Annotated in this window: 17 protein-coding genes and 4 pseudogenes; 13 read left to right on the top strand and 8 right to left on the bottom strand. The window is 57.4% G+C overall.

Annotation, left to right across the window (positions count from 1 at the left end):
- Positions 1-367: 367 nt before the first annotated feature.
- Both RGCCGE502_RS16450 and RGCCGE502_RS37960 read left to right on the top strand, forming a co-directional pair.
- On the top strand, positions 368-652 hold the full coding sequence (locus RGCCGE502_RS16450) for a DUF982 domain-containing protein (protein ID WP_016555303.1): 285 nt from the start codon (positions 368-370) through the stop codon (positions 650-652).
- A gap of 131 nt (positions 653-783) precedes the next feature.
- Positions 784-983, top strand: a pseudogene (locus tag RGCCGE502_RS37960) (non-homologous end-joining DNA ligase); the annotation flags it as partial.
- On the opposite strand, the gene RGCCGE502_RS16445 reads toward RGCCGE502_RS37960, so the two are convergent.
- The 5 genes and pseudogenes from RGCCGE502_RS16445 to RGCCGE502_RS16430 all read right to left on the bottom strand — a co-directional run bounded on the left by RGCCGE502_RS16445 (position 967) and on the right by RGCCGE502_RS16430 (position 3,678).
- Positions 967-1,446 carry a helix-turn-helix transcriptional regulator gene (locus RGCCGE502_RS16445; RefSeq protein WP_016555302.1) on the bottom strand — a complete coding sequence of 160 codons (480 nt, stop codon included), beginning with the start codon at positions 1,444-1,446 and terminating at the stop codon, positions 967-969. The pseudogene RGCCGE502_RS37960 and the gene RGCCGE502_RS16445 overlap by 17 nt on opposite strands.
- Positions 1,447-1,789: 343 nt before the next feature.
- Positions 1,790-2,126, bottom strand: a pseudogene (locus RGCCGE502_RS36600) (hypothetical protein); the annotation flags it as partial.
- A 56-nt stretch (positions 2,127-2,182) separates the two neighbouring features.
- Positions 2,183-2,677 (bottom strand): annotated as a pseudogene (locus RGCCGE502_RS37955) (PIN domain-containing protein); the annotation flags it as partial.
- Complete coding sequence (locus RGCCGE502_RS16435; protein WP_016555300.1) at positions 2,667-3,113, bottom strand: MerR family transcriptional regulator; 447 nt, start codon at positions 3,111-3,113, stop codon at positions 2,667-2,669. The gene RGCCGE502_RS16435 and the pseudogene RGCCGE502_RS37955, both read right to left, overlap by 11 nt.
- A gap of 157 nt (positions 3,114-3,270) precedes the next feature.
- Positions 3,271-3,678 (bottom strand): RidA family protein, encoded by a 408-nt coding sequence (locus RGCCGE502_RS16430; protein WP_016555299.1) that lies wholly within the window; start codon positions 3,676-3,678, stop codon positions 3,271-3,273.
- A gap of 195 nt (positions 3,679-3,873) precedes the next feature.
- Here RGCCGE502_RS16430 and RGCCGE502_RS16425 point away from each other — a divergent pair, with 195 nt between their 5' ends.
- The 8 genes from RGCCGE502_RS16425 (at position 3,874) to RGCCGE502_RS16390 (ending at position 10,101) form a co-directional block, all read left to right on the top strand.
- Positions 3,874-4,419, top strand: a complete 546-nt coding sequence (locus tag RGCCGE502_RS16425) for a TetR/AcrR family transcriptional regulator (protein ID WP_019280033.1) — start codon at positions 3,874-3,876, stop codon at positions 4,417-4,419.
- A gap of 84 nt (positions 4,420-4,503) precedes the next feature.
- Positions 4,504-5,922 (top strand): MFS transporter, encoded by a 1,419-nt coding sequence (locus tag RGCCGE502_RS16420; RefSeq protein ID WP_019280032.1) that lies wholly within the window; start codon positions 4,504-4,506, stop codon positions 5,920-5,922.
- Between the two features lie 174 nt (positions 5,923-6,096).
- A complete protein-coding gene (locus RGCCGE502_RS16415; protein ID WP_016555296.1) occupies positions 6,097-6,687 on the top strand; it encodes a TetR/AcrR family transcriptional regulator in 591 nt (196 codons plus the stop codon).
- A 68-nt stretch (positions 6,688-6,755) separates the two neighbouring features.
- Positions 6,756-7,382, top strand: coding sequence for a hypothetical protein (locus tag RGCCGE502_RS16410; RefSeq protein ID WP_016555295.1), 627 nt, complete (start codon positions 6,756-6,758; stop codon positions 7,380-7,382).
- 107 nt (positions 7,383-7,489) lie between these two features.
- Positions 7,490-8,341 carry a cytochrome b/b6 domain-containing protein gene (locus tag RGCCGE502_RS16405; RefSeq protein WP_016555294.1) on the top strand — a complete coding sequence of 284 codons (852 nt, stop codon included), beginning with the start codon at positions 7,490-7,492 and terminating at the stop codon, positions 8,339-8,341.
- On the top strand, positions 8,338-9,114 hold the full coding sequence (locus RGCCGE502_RS16400; RefSeq protein WP_016555293.1) for a molybdopterin-binding protein: 777 nt from the start codon (positions 8,338-8,340) through the stop codon (positions 9,112-9,114). The genes RGCCGE502_RS16405 and RGCCGE502_RS16400 overlap by 4 nt, the downstream gene beginning before the upstream one ends.
- Positions 9,115-9,151: 37 nt before the next feature.
- Positions 9,152-9,430, top strand: coding sequence for a hypothetical protein (locus tag RGCCGE502_RS16395; protein ID WP_244441709.1), 279 nt, complete (start codon positions 9,152-9,154; stop codon positions 9,428-9,430).
- A 92-nt stretch (positions 9,431-9,522) separates the two neighbouring features.
- Positions 9,523-10,101: a DUF308 domain-containing protein gene (locus RGCCGE502_RS16390; protein WP_016555291.1), complete on the top strand. Its 579-nt coding sequence runs from the start codon at positions 9,523-9,525 to the stop codon at positions 10,099-10,101.
- Positions 10,102-10,193: 92 nt separating this feature from the next.
- Here RGCCGE502_RS16390 and RGCCGE502_RS16385 read toward each other — a convergent pair whose 3' ends face one another.
- Complete coding sequence (locus RGCCGE502_RS16385; RefSeq protein ID WP_016555290.1) at positions 10,194-11,168, bottom strand: GlxA family transcriptional regulator; 975 nt, start codon at positions 11,166-11,168, stop codon at positions 10,194-10,196.
- A gap of 211 nt (positions 11,169-11,379) precedes the next feature.
- Here RGCCGE502_RS16385 and RGCCGE502_RS16380 point away from each other — a divergent pair, with 211 nt between their 5' ends.
- The 3 genes and pseudogenes from RGCCGE502_RS16380 to RGCCGE502_RS16370 form a co-directional block, all read left to right on the top strand.
- Positions 11,380-12,021 carry an HD domain-containing protein gene (locus tag RGCCGE502_RS16380; RefSeq protein ID WP_016555289.1) on the top strand — a complete coding sequence of 214 codons (642 nt, stop codon included), beginning with the start codon at positions 11,380-11,382 and terminating at the stop codon, positions 12,019-12,021.
- A 55-nt stretch (positions 12,022-12,076) separates the two neighbouring features.
- Positions 12,077-12,844, top strand: a complete 768-nt coding sequence (locus RGCCGE502_RS16375) for an HD domain-containing protein (protein WP_016555288.1) — start codon at positions 12,077-12,079, stop codon at positions 12,842-12,844.
- A 113-nt stretch (positions 12,845-12,957) separates the two neighbouring features.
- A pseudogene (locus tag RGCCGE502_RS16370) lies at positions 12,958-13,690 on the top strand (NADP-dependent oxidoreductase); the annotation flags it as partial.
- A gap of 43 nt (positions 13,691-13,733) precedes the next feature.
- Here the strand turns inward: RGCCGE502_RS16370 and RGCCGE502_RS16365 are convergent.
- Positions 13,734-14,522: a hypothetical protein gene (locus RGCCGE502_RS16365; RefSeq protein ID WP_016555287.1), complete on the bottom strand. Its 789-nt coding sequence runs from the start codon at positions 14,520-14,522 to the stop codon at positions 13,734-13,736.
- A gap of 86 nt (positions 14,523-14,608) precedes the next feature.
- Positions 14,609-16,894: a multiheme c-type cytochrome gene (locus RGCCGE502_RS16360; protein WP_040674742.1), complete on the bottom strand. Its 2,286-nt coding sequence runs from the start codon at positions 16,892-16,894 to the stop codon at positions 14,609-14,611.
- Between the last annotated feature and the right edge of the window lie 57 nt (positions 16,895-16,951).

Below are 16,951 nucleotides of genomic sequence, written 5' to 3'. Positions count from 1 at the left end.
ATGGGTCATTGTACAGCGCTCCACTGATCGTCCGGTAATCATCGATGGCACTCCGCTCGATTGCTTGACAGCACACGAAGCAGAGGACCTAGTTAATCTCATGAACGATCGCGACGTGAGAGCTCACAAGTTTTGAGATCGAACGAAACAGGTACTGAGGCTCCACGAGGGAACGGTCTGGTGCGTCCGTCTTTCAAAAAGAGCCCCACCTGAAAGCGGAAACAAGCGGGGCAGTAGAGGTGTGAGTTATATTCGGCCAACGCAAACGGCAAACTTGAGTTCCGTCTAATTTAAATTTTTCCACGCATCTGGACTCCTGCGAATCACTTCACCATTCTTAAATTTCCTCATGTCAAGGAGATTTCGGATGGACATTGATTTGCCCGTCTCCATCAAACCGCTCGATGTTGAGATCAACGGCCCAGGCCAATATCGACACGCCGAAACGGTTCAGGATCTTGTCGGAATGCTCATGGGCGGACGGTGGCCGAAAGGCGGGGCTAACTATCACACGGCGCTCTGGCGCTCGATGGAAGCCATTGAATGGTATGTGGATGGCGAGACCGCCCGCATAGCTTTCGTTGAGGCCGCTCACGAGGTCGGGCTGCACGTTCTGCCGGACGACATGGCCGAAATGAAAAAGGCAAGCTAGAAAAAAACCCCGCCTTAAGGCGAGGTTAGAGGTGACATCGAAAAGCGCAAAAGGCATAGGCGCGGTTCAAAGTTATCTGATACGCTGCCATTCTTCAAGTTTCATTTAGCTCCTCCTGATGTAATTGTCTGATGGCAAAGTCTCCGCGTTTTAAGCCCCTTCTTGCAGAAGATAAGCCGCTTCGCAGCCGAGCGCGCAAGCCGCGAGATCTATCGCAACCGAATCTTCCCTTGATCCAATGCCGGCCCGCGTTGAACCCTGCCTGGCGCTTCTCAAGCCTCGTCCACAAGCTGGGCCTGATTGGCTGTATGAAATCAAGTGGGATGGATATCTGTCGGTTGCCAGTTAAACGGGTTCTCCCCACTGGTCTCTTCGGTGAGCGCAATTTCAATTGCCGTGACAAGGTCATGATAATGCGACGCTTCGTGATAGAGCCTCGTCTCGTCAGATGTGGCGTAGGCATAATCCCACTCGAAGCGCGGAATGACGTGCGGCGGCTCCTCCAAGGTAGAGTCCACAGGCGGGACCGGAGGGAGCGGAGGAACCGTAGACTCTAGCGCCTCCACGCTAGCCGGCCCGCCTTCCGAATAGATGATCTGCTCGCGACGCACGCCAAGCGCTTTCGCCAAGCGATCGACCGTAGTCATGGGGATGGCGGCATTATTATTTTCAATCAAACCGAGCATGCGTTCGCTGACGCCGATTTCCGCCGCCTTCTCCTTTTGCGTGCTCAGCCGGTCAAGGCCCCCGCGCAACTCTTTGATCGTCGCTCCTTTAGCGGTGTATTTTTTCATAGGGGCCCCCTTCTAGCTGGTGCAGCCTACAACAGGATGGATCAGGGCGTGAGGCAAATGATCGGCAAGCGACCGGCAGCGGGGCGGCAAGAACAGGCAACCTGCGGGCGGCGTCCGCTAGCGTAGACGGCAGACTTGGAGCTGCCTGTCAGCTTCAGATCTCAATCAGTCATTCCAGCCAGGCCAAATTCTTGGCTCGCCTAGCGAATCTGTTACAGAGGAAATTTGAATTGACAGGGCCGTTGGTTCTGATCCCTTCAAGGCGGAGACGATAAGCAGTGCCCAGTTGCCGCGGACATTTTGCACATATGCCTGCAATGGCCTAAGCGAAGCATCCAAAACGCTAAGCTGCCTCCCATACCTGATTGAGGATCCGCGCAGCTAATGCTGCCTTGTCTTGAGGCAGAAAACGTCCGTAGTGCTGCTGCACGACGTCGGGCGTGTCCTGAATGGCATAACTGGCCTGCTCATAGGATCCTGTTTGCTTCAGGATGTGAGTGGCAAGCACGTCCCGGACATTGTGGGGGGCCATGGGGTAGCAGACCCTTAATGGCGCCGCGGCCGGTATGCGGATTGTAGATGCCGTAGCGCTGGATCGCCAACCGCCAAGCCTCGTAGAATGTTGTCTGATTATAAGCCGCATCGATGCTGGTCGTTTTGACGGTTTTGACGAACAGCGTAGCATCCCTGAAAACTTCTTCAACCCGCCTTGATGAAGCACGTCGACGAACGCCTCAACCGATGGAATCGACTTTCGCAGATTATGCCTCGCACTTTTGACACTGGAGATTAGCGCTTCCGGAAACGCCGCATGGAGATCGGTGAGGAAATCATCTGGCGACTTGCTGGTCACACCATGGGCGAGAAGGTTGCTTGCGGGAAAGTCCTTCAGGTTCCAGGTGACGATGACGGAGGCTTTGCCCGCGATGGCTGCCGCGAGGACATGTCGATCATCGGGATCCGGTAGCGTGAGTGCGTGAATCATCGGGCGATAGTCAGCCACGACTGCTTCTGGGAGGACCGCGTTCATCCGGTCGCGCGTGGCTCTCAAACGGTCGATTGACAAACCTGGTGTGTTGGCGGCGAGATTGCGCATCCACTCATCATGTATATCGTCGGTCCAGCGCGCCTCGACAAGACCGTCGAAGGCGCACTGGATCAGAATGTTGCGGAGGTGGAAGGGGTAGAGGACGCAGGCATCGTACACCGCGACGGGCGGATTAGAGGCCATAGGTCTCGATCAGGTCCTCTGTGTCCTCGGCTAGCGCTTCCATCGCCGTCTGTCGTTTGTCGAGCTTCGACTTCAACGCGAGCACATCCTTAAGGAGGGCGCGGCGGTGTTTGCCGACGTAGCGGAATGGCAGATCGCCCCGGTCCATGCGCAAGACGACGAGCGGGCGGGAGATGCCGAGAATGGCTGAAATTTCGCTCGGGCTCAGTTCCTGGTCCTCGGCCAGCACGGCAACGCGCTCTCCGCGCAGCATGTGCGCCAGAAGGGCTTCAACAGCCGCAGCGGCCGAGGGCGGGATCGGGAGCGTCCGCTCCTTGCCACCTGCATCACGAACGTGGAGTTCCAGCCTGTCGCCGGCAACCAGCTTTGGTAAGGGCGTTGCTATTTTTCGGTCGCGATCTGACAGTCTGGCGAAATGAACAATCTGGCTGGCCATGACGATATCTCCTTCGCCGTCAATATAGCGAACAAGGCCTCTAACTGCAATAACTGAAAGTGCGGGTTGGTTGCATTGGTGGTAATGGGGGGCCGTTCTTCGGAACGCTGGTTCGATTCGCGTCAAGCGGAGTGGCTGGCTGAGCCTGTTTGGCCAATCAGCTTGAGGTTGTCTGCGATTGCTTTACCGCGACGCATTTCACCTCGGCAAGCAAGCCCGTATGTGCAAGCTCGGATACGCCGATGCGCGTCCATGCGTAGGTTCCTTTTGGGAAGACTTCGTTCTTCACCGTCCGGAAGATATCCATGTGCTTCGACATCTCAACATGATAGCTAGTCATCTCCACCACGTCGTCGAAGGTGCAGTTAGCTGCCTCAAGGACAATGCGCAGGTTTTCCCACATGGCGCGAAACTGCTCTTGCGCGTCCTCAATCACCTGAAGGTCCCTCGTGCGGCCGACTTGCCCGACGACGTAGATCGTATCGCCGACCTTAACCGCCGGGGCATACCCCGCGCGCGCGACGATTTCGCGCATTTCCTCCGGAATGATGACTACTCGATCCATCGTCCTACCCTTTTCCAATTAAAGATAGGCGGCCCAGTCAGAGAAGGGCGGCGCCTAACGTCACGGCCTTCTCCATAATCACAGAAAACATCACTTGCAATAGGAACTGAATGGTTCCATATTGGCCTCATGGTTAGACACAGTCAGACATCCCCGTCCGCCGGACGCCCTCGTGAATTCGAGCTTGATGACGCAGTGCGCAAGGCGATGGGCGTATTCTGGGATCGTGGATATCACGATGCCTCCTTGCCTGACTTGCTCGAAGGCATGGAATTATCGAGAGGCAGTTTCTACAAGGCGTTTGTAGACAAGCGGGGCGTCTATCTCCGTGCGCTTGATGTCTACATCGACGATGCCATTCGAAAGACTGGGGAAATCCTGCATTCCAACTCGTCGCCGAAAGCTGCAATCAAAGACGCATTCTCGCGACAAGTTGAAGAGTCCTCCGGCAAGGAGGGACTGCGTGGATGCTTCGTCGTGTTGTCGGCTGTAGAAATGCTTCCGGCAGACGAAGAGGTTTCCGCTCGAATTGCGCGGCTGTTTCGGCGACTGCAAGATCTATACGCGGCGGCGATCATAAGAGCTCAGGCCTTAGGTGAAATTGATCCAGAACTGGACGAGCGAACGCTGGCGCGGTTTCTCGTCTGTCAGATCCAAGGAATGAGAGTTTTGGGCAAAGCAGGAGCAAATCGCGACGCCACCAAGGCGATGGTCGACTTCGCACTAAAGCCGCTCGACTGACTGAAATTAGGAACCAAATGGTTCCTAAAAGACGCATCTGTACAAGCCGATTGATCGGCTTCGCAAATCGACATGGAGAGACTTTTGGAACATGTCCGTAATCTGGAGCAAGCCACTGACCCGCGCAGATGGACCGCATTGGTCATTCTATTGACCGGGGCGTTCTTGCCGCCCCTGGATTTCTTCATCGTCAACGTGGCGCTGCCATCGATTCGTGAGGATTTCCATGCCTCCGCATCGACCATGCAACTGATCATTTCTGGATACGCCACCACCTATGCAGTCATGCTGATCACCGGTGGCAGGCTCGGTGATTTGTATGGTCGCCGAAACGTCTTCCTGGCAGGGATGGTCGCGTTCGCAGGCGCCTCCGCCTTATGCGGCTTTGCCTGGTCGCCAGCGGTACTGGTTCTCGGCCGGATCCTTCAGGGCTCTGCTGCAGCGATCATGGCGCCGCAGGCTTTGGCATCCATCAATGCCATTTTTCCAGAGCACGAGAAATCAAAGGCGCTCAGCTTTTACGCGCTGACATTCGGTATCGCATCTATGGCGGGGTTGTTTCTCGGTGGGGCTCTGATTGCGCTCGATATTTTTGGGCTGGGATGGAGGGCCATCTTCCTCATCAACCTTCCCGTGATCGCCATAGCGGCGCCGTCCGCGGTGATGGTATTGCGTGAGACGCGATCTGAGCACGCAAGCAAACTGGATCTTGGCGGAGCTGTGCTGATTGCACTCGCGCTTTGTGCGCTGATCTGGCCGCTCATCGAGGGCCGTGAGCATGGCTGGCCGGTCTGGTCACTTCTGATGCTTGCCGCTTCGCTGCCGCTTCTATTCCTGTTTTGGCATTACGAGCAGAAGGTGGAGGCGGCTGGAAGAGATCCGATCCTCGCACCGCGCCTGCTTCAGGTTCCGGGATTGAAGCGCGGGCTGCTCTCAGCACTATTCTTCTATGCCTTTGCGGCTTTCTGGCTGACATTTTCGGTCTACCAACAAGGCGGCCTTGGTCACACACCATTCGAGGCCGGAATTGCAATCCTTCCCGCGGCAGTCGGCTTCGTCTTGGGGCCCTTCGCGAGCGGCCACATCTTTCGCCTTTTCGGTCGATATTCCACCGCTGCAGGCATGTCCTTGGAAGCATCCGGATTGGTCGGGACGGCAGCACTGATCTCGTTCGGGGCGCCGGAATTCCTCTCTGTTGCATTGTTCATCGTTGGTGCCGGACAAGGAATTGCGCTTCCCAATCTCGTCAGAACAGTCGTGCAGCGGGTTGACCCGGCGCAGTCTGGTTTGGCTTCCGGTCTTGTCAATTCGATGCTTCAGATTGGCGGCGCTCTAGCCACAGCTTTGATCGGCGGATTGTTCTTTTCGATCCTGGGCTCATCGACCGATGAGCGATCCATCGGCCATGCCTACAGCGTTGCAGCAATCGCGATCGGTCTTTGCCTTCTCATTGCGGGGTGGCTCTCTGCAGGGCTCGGACCGAAGAAAGAGGTCGTCCGATGAGCGCGAGCCTCGGCGGGTTTGATCATCGACTTGTCAGTCGAAGGAGCGACCATTCCCGATGTCTCAGCTGCCACCAGCAACCAAATATTTCCCCATAAATGACCCCAACATTCTGAGGTAGCCTAGAAGCGTTTTGCTCTTGACCTTCTGCCTACTAGAAGGTAGACAAAGCGTATGAGCAATCTTTCAACCACCTCCGACGACATCTTGGCTTCTGCCCGAACCCTCATCATGAACGGAGGCTACAACGGCTTCAGCTATGCTGACATCTCGGAGGTGGTCGGAATCCGTAAGGCCAGTATTCACCATCATTTTCCGAGCAAGGTGGATTTGGTGCGTGAACTGGTTAAGCGGTATCGCGAAGATGGTCAGGCAACTGTAGCGCTCCTCGAGCAAAACGTCCCTGACGCCTTGGACATCCTCAAGGTGTATGCCAACCATTGGGCAAAATGCATCGAGGATGCCAGCCGACCCTACTGCGTGTGTGCTTTGCTTGCTAGCGAGCTTCCGTCCCTGCCGCCGGATGTGGCGAAGGAGGTGAAAGCATTCTTTGGCTTCATTTCATCGTGGCTGACTTCAGTTATGGAGCGAGGCTCCAGGGAAGGCGCGCTGAACCTTACCAGTGAGCCCCACGTCGAAGCAGAAGCATTTCTCGCGACCGTCTATGGGGCGATGCTGTCGGCAAGAGCCTATGGGAAAGCGGATGTTTTCCAGATGATACTCGAACCTGCTCTCAATCGACTTACACCCACCGTCTCTCACTAATCCTGTTGTAGCCAAGCTCATCAGGTAGACTGCGCGTTATTAATCTACCAACTAGTAGGAAGAAATCGATGAAGAATGTTTTCCCCGCTTTCGCCCTTGGGCTGACGAGCATCCTTTCCGTAACAGTTCTAGCGACAACCGCTCATGCCGAGGATAAGAAAACTCCACCCATTCACGTCCGTGGCAGCATCGTCGCCTATACAGGATCCAACCTCAAGGTGAAGACCCGCGAAGGTGAGACTGTCGACGTCACGCTTGCCGACGGCTGGAACGTTGCGAGCGTCGCGGAAGCTAAGGTTACCGATATCAAGCCGGGCGATTTTGTCGGCATCGCGTCCTTGCCAAAGGCCGATGGTGGCGATGGGGCGCTTGAGGTTCTCATTTTCCCGCCGGCCATGAAGGGAACGGGAGAGGGTAGTTATGGCTGGGATCTCAAGCCCGACAGCAGCATGACGAATGCGACTGTCGCCGACGCCGTCAAAGGCGTCGATGGCCGGACTGTCACCGTGACCTATCATGGTAAGGAAAAGAAGATCGCCATTCCAGATGGCACCCCTGTCGTGACCATTGCTGCGGCAGCCAAGGATGATCTCGTTCCCGGCGCCGTTGTCTTCATCACCGCGGAAAAGGCTGCGACTGGCCCCATCGCCCATCAGGTGGTCGTCGGCAAGAATGGCGTGGTTCCCCCCATGTAAGCCACGCCGTCACTGGCCGGAGCACCCGCCCCACTGCTCCGGCCAGCGACTAGATATTGATGCTGCCTGCCTGCAGCCGTGAGATGTCACTGAAGAAAGACGCTAAGATGAGCGCAGAAGCTTCCAACGATAATATCCGCTACCCGCGGAGGGTCTTCATCCGCCGCCACTCGGTTGTGACACGGCTCACGCACTGGCTGAACGTGCTCTGCCTTGGTTTTCTCCTGTTGAGCGGGCTGCAGATCTTCAACGCCCATCCCGAGCTCTACTGGGGTCATTACGGTGCGGATGGCGATCCCGCTGTGTTGACGATTGGCGCCAATGATGCGGCCGAGCCAAGCGGTTTCGTGCGTGTTGCGGGGGTACAGGTACCGACGACGGGTGTGCTTGGTGTTTCCAATGTTGATGGGGAGCCGACTGCACGCGCTTTCCCGTCCTGGGCAACGATCCCGTCGTTTCAGGATCTTGCGGCTGGCCGGCGCTGGCACTTCTTTTTCGCCTGGCTGTTTGTCATCAATGGCATCATCTATCTCGGCTTCAGCGTGCTGAGCGGACATTTCAGACGCGACTTGGCTCCGACGGCGTATGAGCTTTCGCCTAGCCATCTCGGCCGCGAAGTCCTCGACCACGCTCGGCTGCGTTTTCCCAAAGGGGAGGAAGCCAAGCATTACAATGCTTTGCAAAAGCTGACCTACCTAGCAGTCATCGTCATCCTGCTGCCTCTGATGGTGCTGACGGGGCTGACGATGTCACCCGGTGTGGACGCCGCTTTCCCCGCCCTCGTCGAAATCTTCGGCGGACGCCAGTCCGCACGCACCATCCACTTCATCACAGCGTCGGCGCTTGTCGTCTTCGTCATCGTACACGTGGCGATGGTCGTGTTGTCGGGAACCTGGAACAATATCCGATCAATGGTCACCGGACGTTACGCCATTCACGAAGAAGGACCGAACGCATGAGCACGTTTCTCACCAGACGCCGCTTTTTGATCGGTGGCGCACTTGGCGCTAGCGCCTTGCCCCTTTCCGGGTGTGACCTGCTGGACCAGAACGCCGACATCGCCAATGTCCTTCGCTCAGCCGAGCACCTGACCATGACGGCGCAGAGACTGCTTCAGGGACGCGATGCGCTGGCGCGCGAGTTTGACAAAAAGGACATTTCCCCATCCTTCCGTGTCAATGGAACGAGCGCTCCCGACAGCGAGGAATATGCGGAACTGTTGGAAGGCAAGTTTGCAAACTGGCGATTGAAGATCGACGGCCTTGTCGATCGGCCACGAGAGTTTTCGCTATCCGATTTGAAGGCGCTTCCCTCCCGCACCCAGATAACCCGTCATGACTGCGTCGAGGGCTGGAGCGCGATAGGCAAATGGACGGGCGTGCCGCTTGCCCATCTGTTGCACCTGACCGGGATCAAACCGACGGCACGCTATGTCGTACTGCATTGTGCAGACGAGCTCGAAAAGACGCTCGATGGAAGCGGCCGGTATTACGAGAGCATCGATCTCATCGACGCGGTTCATCCGCAGACCATCCTTGCCTACCAGATGAACGGCGAGGATCTCAGCGTCGGCCACGGCGCGCCGTTGCGCCTGAGGGTCGAGCGGCAGCTGGGTTACAAGCAGGCAAAGTACATCATGCGCATCGAACTGGTCGACAGCTTCGCCGGCCTGTGGGGCGGGAACGGCGGTTATTGGGAAGACCGCGGCTACGAATGGTACGCCGGCATCTGAGGCGTTCGCACGCTGAATCAAAGGATCACAACAGTTCATGACTAGACGCAGAATTCAGGAAGTGATGCCGATTTTCGCGGTCGCGTCGTCACGACAGGTCGAGATCAACCAGACCAGTTCGATCCTCTCCGATCCTGACGGCAGATGGGTGGCAAAGCGGCAAGGGGCGATCAACGAGGCGTTTGAAAGACGCATGCGCTTGGAGAGCGAGAAGTCCGGCGAGGCAAAGGCTCACTCTCTGGACGAACCACGGGATTTTGGTATTTCCGAAGCCGGAAAACTTTCCGGCGAAAAGCGATCGGATCGGGCAAATTGACTGGGACGAGAACGCTCCGCCTGGCGAGCATGTCGGCTTCCTGTAAGGCGCACCGCCGGAATTTCATCAATTGAAGATAGGGACAGGTACCAATGTTGAACGAACAAAACGCTAATTCCACGCGCGGGAACGACCAGTGGCTCAAGCAGTATTACTTTACCCGGGCCGTGTTCTCGGCGCTGTGGGTCGGGGCCGCATTCACTGTCGGACAGCACTCATTTCCAGTGGCTGCCTTCCTGCTGGTCATTTATCCCGCTTGGGATGCCGCCGCTAACGTCGTTGATGCCGCCAGAAGCGGTGGCTTTGCGATCAACCGGAGCCAAGTGATCAACTTCGCAGCGAGCTCGGCTATGACGATTGCCGTGATTGTTGCCTTGACGATGAGCATGAACTGGGTCCTCGGCGCATTCGGCCTCTGGGCAATTTTCTCTGGCTTGCTGCAGCTTGGTACTGCTGTACGGCGTTGGAAAACAACTGGTGGTCAGTGGGCGATGGTTCTGAGTGGTGGCCAATCCGCAGTGGCCGGCGCGCTCTTCATGTTTCAGGCGCAAATGCCGCAGGAGCCTTCGATCTCCACGGTCGCCGGTTATGCAGGCGTCGGGGCGTTTTATTTCCTCGTTTCGGCGATTTGGCTGAGCGTCACACATATGCGCCGTTCGGCAAATGTGTAGATGATCCATCTGCAGCCCATGTAACGTCATTCAATCCCGCGAGAACAACAGGGTCGACAGTTCCGATCCCTTCAAGGCGTGGGGTTTTATCGCTAGCCTGCGTCCCGGTCCCTGAAGCTCATGCGGTACTGTGCTGGTGTGACACCCAGCCGCTCTGTGAAGATGATGCGCATCCTGTCCGCCGTGCCGAATCCACAGTCATAGGCGACCGTCTTCAGTTGCTGGTCGCTGCCTTCAAGAAGGTTTCTGGCGGCATCGATCCGGGCACGTTCAACGAACTCGTGCGGTGTAATCCCAGTCTCCTGCACGAAATGCCGCGCGAAATTCCGAGCGCTCATACCGACCAGACCGGCGAGAGACTGCAGCGTATGGCGGGCTCCGATATTCTCCATGACGTGATTTTGGATCGTGGCGACGGGTGCTCGGGGATCGCTGGGCGCTGTCAGATAGGGACTGAATTGGGACTGCCCTCCTTGACGCTGTGCGACCACGACCAGCCGCTTGGCGACCATCAGTGCTATGCGGCTCCCATGTCGCTCTCCGACGAGTGCCAGCGCCAGGTCAATCCCCGCCGTCACGCCGGCGGATGTCACGAGACGGCCGTCGCGAACATAGATTGCGTCCCGCTCGACCTGCGCGTCCGGAAACCTTGCTGCCAGCTGGTCGGCATTTTGCCAATGGGTCGTCACTCGCCGCCCGTCGAGCAAGCCGGCGTGCCCCAAGGCAAATGCGCCGGTGCAGATCGAACCGTAGGTGCTCGCTCGGGTAGGAGCGAGAGCCAGCCATTCGATCAATTGCCCATCGGGCTCTCCAGAGGAGAGGGCAGGGCCGCCTGCCACAAGCAGGATGTCAAATCCTCCGTCTGCTTCCTGAAACGTCACGTCCGCCATCAAGAGCATATTGTTTGATGCCCGCAGCGGCCGTTGGTGCGGGCCGATAACAACCGTCTCATAGCGATTGTCTGCGGTGAGGTATCTGTTCGCCTCGACAAATACGTCAATTGGCCCTGCAACATCCAGGGCCTGGACACCTTCGTGGACAGCGATACCAACCTTCAGAATAGCCATGGTTGACGATGGTCCTGGCGAGAATTGACGTGCGGTTGTCTCGATCCGCCGAACGCGTGTCGTTGCAGCCGGAGCTATCGAACCCTTATAACAAAGCAGAACCAGATCAAAGCTGCTGACCAATGTGACTTGGTTCTAACTTCGCAACGAGAGCTCTTTCCGCGTGCCCATTCACGCCACGGCGGAGCTTTGCCCTATAGGGAGAATAACGATGAACGAGCTTATTGCCGGCATTCGCGTGCCCGACAGCGCGATTGCGCGCGCCGCCACCCAACTTGTACGCGACACTGAAGACGACCTTCTCTACAATCACAGCCGCCGCGTGTTCTTTTGGGGAGCCTTAACCGGGGAACGCAAGGGGCTTCGGTACGACCCTGAGCTTCTTTACCTCGGAGCGATGTTTCACGACATGGGGCTCACTGAAGAGCATTCGAGCCCAGATCTAAGGTTCGAGGTCGACGGGGCCAATACCGCTCGCGATTTCATGACGAGTTATGGCGTTGGCGAGCGGGACATCGAAGATGTCTGGCTTGCAATCGCACTCCATACAACGCCCGGAATTCCGGAACATTTGCGGCCAACGATTGCCCTGGTGACAGCCGGCGTTGAAATGGACGTTCTGGGCATCAACTACCACGAATTCTCAGATGAGGACCGACACGCGGTGTGTTCGTGCCATCCGCGGGAAACTGACTTCAAAGAGAACATCATCGACCACTTTGCGGACGGTATCAGGAAGAAGCCGCAGACGACCTTTGGCAACGTCAAGGCGGACGTGCTTGCCCTCAAGGATCCAAACTTCGCGCGGACCAACTTCTGCTCGATCATTCGTGGTTCCGCCTGGCCCGGCTGACCCGGTCGACCGCGCCTGGCGCAAACATCCATTCCGCTTACAAAGGACAATGACCATGAAGGTTTACACACTCACGACTGCCGTTGCGTTCGCCGCCTTCGCTGTCGCCGTAAGTACGACGAGCGAGGCTGTCGGCGGCCAGGCAAAAACGCCTGTGGCGCAAACGGTAATGAACGGTGCAGAGGATGTTTCCGGCATAGCTGTTCCGGACACTGAACTGGCGCGGGATGCAGCGCGGCTCATTCGCGAGAGCGAGGGTGAACTCCTATTTCAACACTCCGTACGCGTCTATTATTGGGCAGCCTTGGCGGCCAAGCGAAAGGGTCTTCGCGTTGACCCAGAGCTTCTGTATGTCGCGGCTATGTTCCATGATTTCGGGCTGGCGGAAAGTTATGGAGAAAGCCACCGCCGCTTCGAGGTGGACGGTGCAAACGCCGCACGGGATTTTTTGCGCCGCCACGCAATACCGGAGGCGGATGCCGAAAAAGTCTGGTTTGCGATCGCGCTCCACACCACAAACGGCATCTCACCAAACCTGTTTCCTGTTGCCGCCTTACTGGCTGAAGGAGCCAACATGGATCTGGTAGGAGCCGGATATAATGAGTTCACTGCCGCCGAGCGCAACGCCATCGAGGCGGCTCATCCGCATCCTGCAGGATTTGCGGACGACTTCATGCAAGCGGTCTACGAAGGCCTCAAACACCGGCCGGAAACGACGCAGGGGACCGGCTTGGCCGATGTTATGGCGTACAAGGATCCGAATTTCCGCCGCAGGGATTTCAGCTACCTGATGCGCAACTCGCCATGGGCGACAAAGAGGTAAATGGAAAACGGACTCGTATTGATCGCTATCCTCCTCAAGCCCTTCGAAAGGAGCGTAAGATGTACCCGAACAGCATTCCCAGCCAAATCGTACAACTTCCGCACGATCAGTCGATGATGGCGTGGCGCGTACATGAATTTGGCCCGCCGGAAACAATGAAATTCGAGGCCGTTCCGAAGCCCATGCCCGACCCGGCGAGGTCCTGGTTAAAGTCCATGCCGCCGGAGTAGGGCCGTGGGACGGATGGATCAGGGCGGGCAAGAGCGCCTTACCGCAGCCACTGCCGCTGATCCTTGGCTTGGACCTGGCAGGGAATGTCGAGGCCATTGGCCCAGATGTGACAGAGTTTTCCGTCGGCGACCAGGTTTATGGGGTCACGAACCCCCGTTTCGTTGGAGCCTACGCGGAGTATGCGCTGGCGTCTGCGGCGATGGTCTCAAGAAAACCAAACTCACTCGGCTACGTGGAGGCAGGCTTCCGTTCCTGTTATCGCTGTGACGGCCTGGCAGGGCCTCTTCGAACAGGCAAAGCTCAAGGTCGGCCAGACCGTCCTCATCCATGGGGCGGCTGGCAATGTCGGAGCCTTCGCGGTTTAGTTCGCCCGGCGTGCCGGAATTCGTGTCATCGCGACGGCCGCTGGCCGAGATCTCGCGCTCGTCCGCGAACTTGGGTCAGACAGAGTGGTTGATTACCGTTCCGACGCTTTGAGGACACAGCCCGAGACGTAGATGATGTGTTCGATCTTGTCGGCGGCGAACGCAGCAGCGTTCGTTTCAGGTGGTCCTGAAGCGCGGTGGTAAGCTTATCTCTGCTGTCTCACAGCCTGATCAGCACCTTTCCAGGAGGTTTGATGACCGTCAGTTGAGCTGATCGCCAAATCTCGCCTTCACTAGAAGTGGAAGGATACGCCTATGATCGGCCCCTGCTGGACAACGTCGAAGACAAACCCGTCGTTCTCGTAGTTGACGCCGAGTGCGCGATATCCTGCAACCGTCGAAATAGTGTCGTTGAACTTGTAGCCAAGGCCGAGGCCCACGTCCCAGTCAACATCGGCGCCACCTCCGCCCACCAGCCCCCATCCGGTGACGAAGACCTCAGGGGTGAAGAAGTAATTGCCCCGCAGGCCGACAACCGCGTCCACCCATGTTGCACTGTCCTCTCGCTCTATACCGGCCAATAGTCCGCCATTGAACGAGATGTCAGTCTGCACCGACCAGACTTTCACACCACCGAACACGTCGAGGTGCCCATTTTGATCTTCAAGGAGAGCGTAACCCACGCCCAGAAGTCCTGCAAAGCTCTCCGACGTCACGTTGACACTCTCTGCCAGAATGCCACGCGGCGTATGCGCATCAGCTCCCAGCTTGACGTAAACCACATCGCCGACGATGCTGTAGCGGTCATATCTTGCTTCGGCTGTTGCCATAAAGGCGAAGTCGAGGTTGTCCAGAATGTCGCTGAAATCAGCGTCAATGTCGACCTCGGGGAGGCCAAACTGCCGTACATTTCCGGAAATGCCAGCCGCCCAGAAGTAGGGTGCCACCGTGAATTCCCAGCCGCTACGGGTCTCCACGGTCTTCGCCTCCGGGGCGAGCGGAGTAATATCTGCGGTATTGCCGATCGATGCACCAGCGAAACTCGCCAGCAGGATGATCGCCTGCAATGGAATGGCCTTCATGAGAATCCCCCGATCTCGTTTGAACCCAGCATCGCCCCTTGAGTCGAAACTGTGCGACAGGACGTGAATTTCGGCAAGTGCTACGTCTATTTTTGGTTGATTGCATCACGTAACTGCTCCAGCAGTTCCGCGATCTTCTGATCTTGCGGATGGAGTTCTGCCATTCGCTCGGCAAATCTCAACGCGTCGGGCAGTCGCTGGAGCTTGAGACTGTATTGCAGCGCAAGACCTGTGATGTCAGCGTCCGCGTTGGCAGCGGCCCAGCTATCGAGCTTGTCCAGTGCTTCTGTTGTCCTTCCTGCGGCATCCAGCGCGACTGCAAGGGTCGTCTTATAGCGGGAGCTTCCGGCATCCAGTCGAACAGCTTCCCCGAACTCCACGATTGCATCGTTGAGTGCCCTTTTGCGGACCAATGCCAGCCCGTGCCCGTAACGCAGATCTGCCTGTTCGGGAAACTGGTAAACCGCTTTGGCATATGTCTGCTCAGAGCTGTCGTTCTGCCCGATGGCACGGTAGAATTCTGCGAGGTTAACGTGTGAACCTTCCAGCGTGGGGTCAAGTGAAATCGCCCGCTTGAATGCAATCTCGGCATCTGTCTCGCGCCGCTGGCCAAACAGAAAGAAGCCGTAGTTACTTTGCGCTTCGGCAACATCTGCGTTTGCGACAACATAGGCGCGCAGGTCGTCGACCGCGGCCTCGAAGCTGCCGCGGCGATTGCCGAACAGGTCTGCAGGCGTGCTCCCGAGGGCTGTCGCGGCTGCAACACGGACAGCCCGGGTGTTGTCGCTTAAGAGGTCGCCGATCGCTTCCAGCCTGCGCTCAGGTGGAATGTTTGCGGCCGCTTCCGCCGCTCCAAGCCGAACGAGTGGATCGGTGTCCACCGAGGCGGCTCGAATGTCCGCCGCGACGTCGGTTCCACCGACCCGGCTCATTCTGGCGATTGCACTGCCCCGGACGATCCCTGCTTGGCCGTGGTCACTGACAAGCTGGCGCAACGCCTCGACTGTCTCTTGGTTGTCGTTGGCGTTGTCCCTGAACGCATGGGCGATCGTCGGGCGCTTACGCCAGTCGGCTCCGTACCATGTGTCCATGGTCTCTGCAGCCCAGGTATTGTCCTTTCCTGCATGGCAGGTCGTGCAGGCGTTCGGGGTTCCCAAGGCCGTCGACAGGTCCGGTCGAGGGATGACGAATGAGTGGTCGCGTCTCGGATCGACCTTCATGTATGTCCGCTCGGGCATATGGCAGTTGGCGCATTGAGCGCCCGCCGAACCGACCGCGTGGTGGGTGTGATCAGGGGTGTCGAACCGACCGCTCGGGTCCTGTTTGACAAAGCGCTCAGACCTTATTTCCGCGTGGCACTGCGTGCAGAGCGCATTGCCCTTTGCCTTCAGGCCGGCATCATGTGGCCGATGACAATCGAGACACGTCACTCCCGCCCTTGCCATCTTGCTTTGTTGAAAGGAGCCATACTCGAAGACCTCGTCGAGTATTTGTCCGTCGGGAAAATAGAGATCCTCTCGCAATAGTGCCGGTGAGAAATAGTCGAGAAAGGGCTTCCCGGCTTCATAGCCACTCAGGAGCCTGCTCCGTCTTGCATGGCAGGCAAAACAGGTAGTCGCATCGACCTTCCACAAACCCGGATCTGTGTTGATTGAAGGGGTGTTACCGGACTGTGCCCAGGCGAGGTGCTTGGCGCCCGGTCCGTGACAGGACTGACAGCCGATGCTGGTGGCAACATAGCTCGACTTGTATTCGTTCGTTGTCGGTTGAAAGTTCGCCTGCGGGTCGGTCGAATGGCAGTCGATGCACGTGCGGTTCCAGCGATAGAAGGGACCTGTCCAATGATAGGTCGAGCCGGGCCGGGCCGGGGTCTCATTCCCGAGCCAAAACCATTGCCGCTTGGCCGTGTCCCAGGCTATGTCGAGAGCCTGCAGCCGTCCTCCTCCAATATCTGCGAGGTACTGCTGAAGCGGTTCGTAGGCGAAGGTGTATTTGACCTCAAATTCGCCTTCCTTGCCGTCCGGCCCTTCCGTTTTGACGAAAAAGCGGCCTTCACGGCGCGTGAAATTCGTAACAATGCCGTCATGTTCAAAACGGGCATTGTCGAAATCGCCGCGGACGGTCGTGTCGTCAGCCAGCGCCATGGCTTTGGCATGATGGGATTTTGCGAAAGCAGCCGCCTGATCGCTATGACAGGTCGCACAGCTCCTTTCATCGACAAAACCTTCATGGAGCGACAACCGGGGATCCGGATTGGGGGGCGCGATTTGTTCGGTTGCATGGCTCTTCGCGCTGGTTGCCAGCAACAGAAGCAATAGGGATAGGAGGAAGACCAATCCCTTTCCGGCTTCTGACCGAACAGATGCTGCCACTCGATCACTCCATCATGATCGCGCTTGGAAAGCGTCACGCCGCCTTGGCAGCGTAAC

The organism is Rhizobium grahamii CCGE 502, assembly GCF_000298315.2.
Lineage (GTDB): Bacteria > Pseudomonadota > Alphaproteobacteria > Rhizobiales > Rhizobiaceae > Rhizobium > Rhizobium grahamii.
The sequence above is the reverse complement of the archived record's forward strand: the minus strand, read 5'-3'. Positions and strand labels throughout refer to the sequence as shown.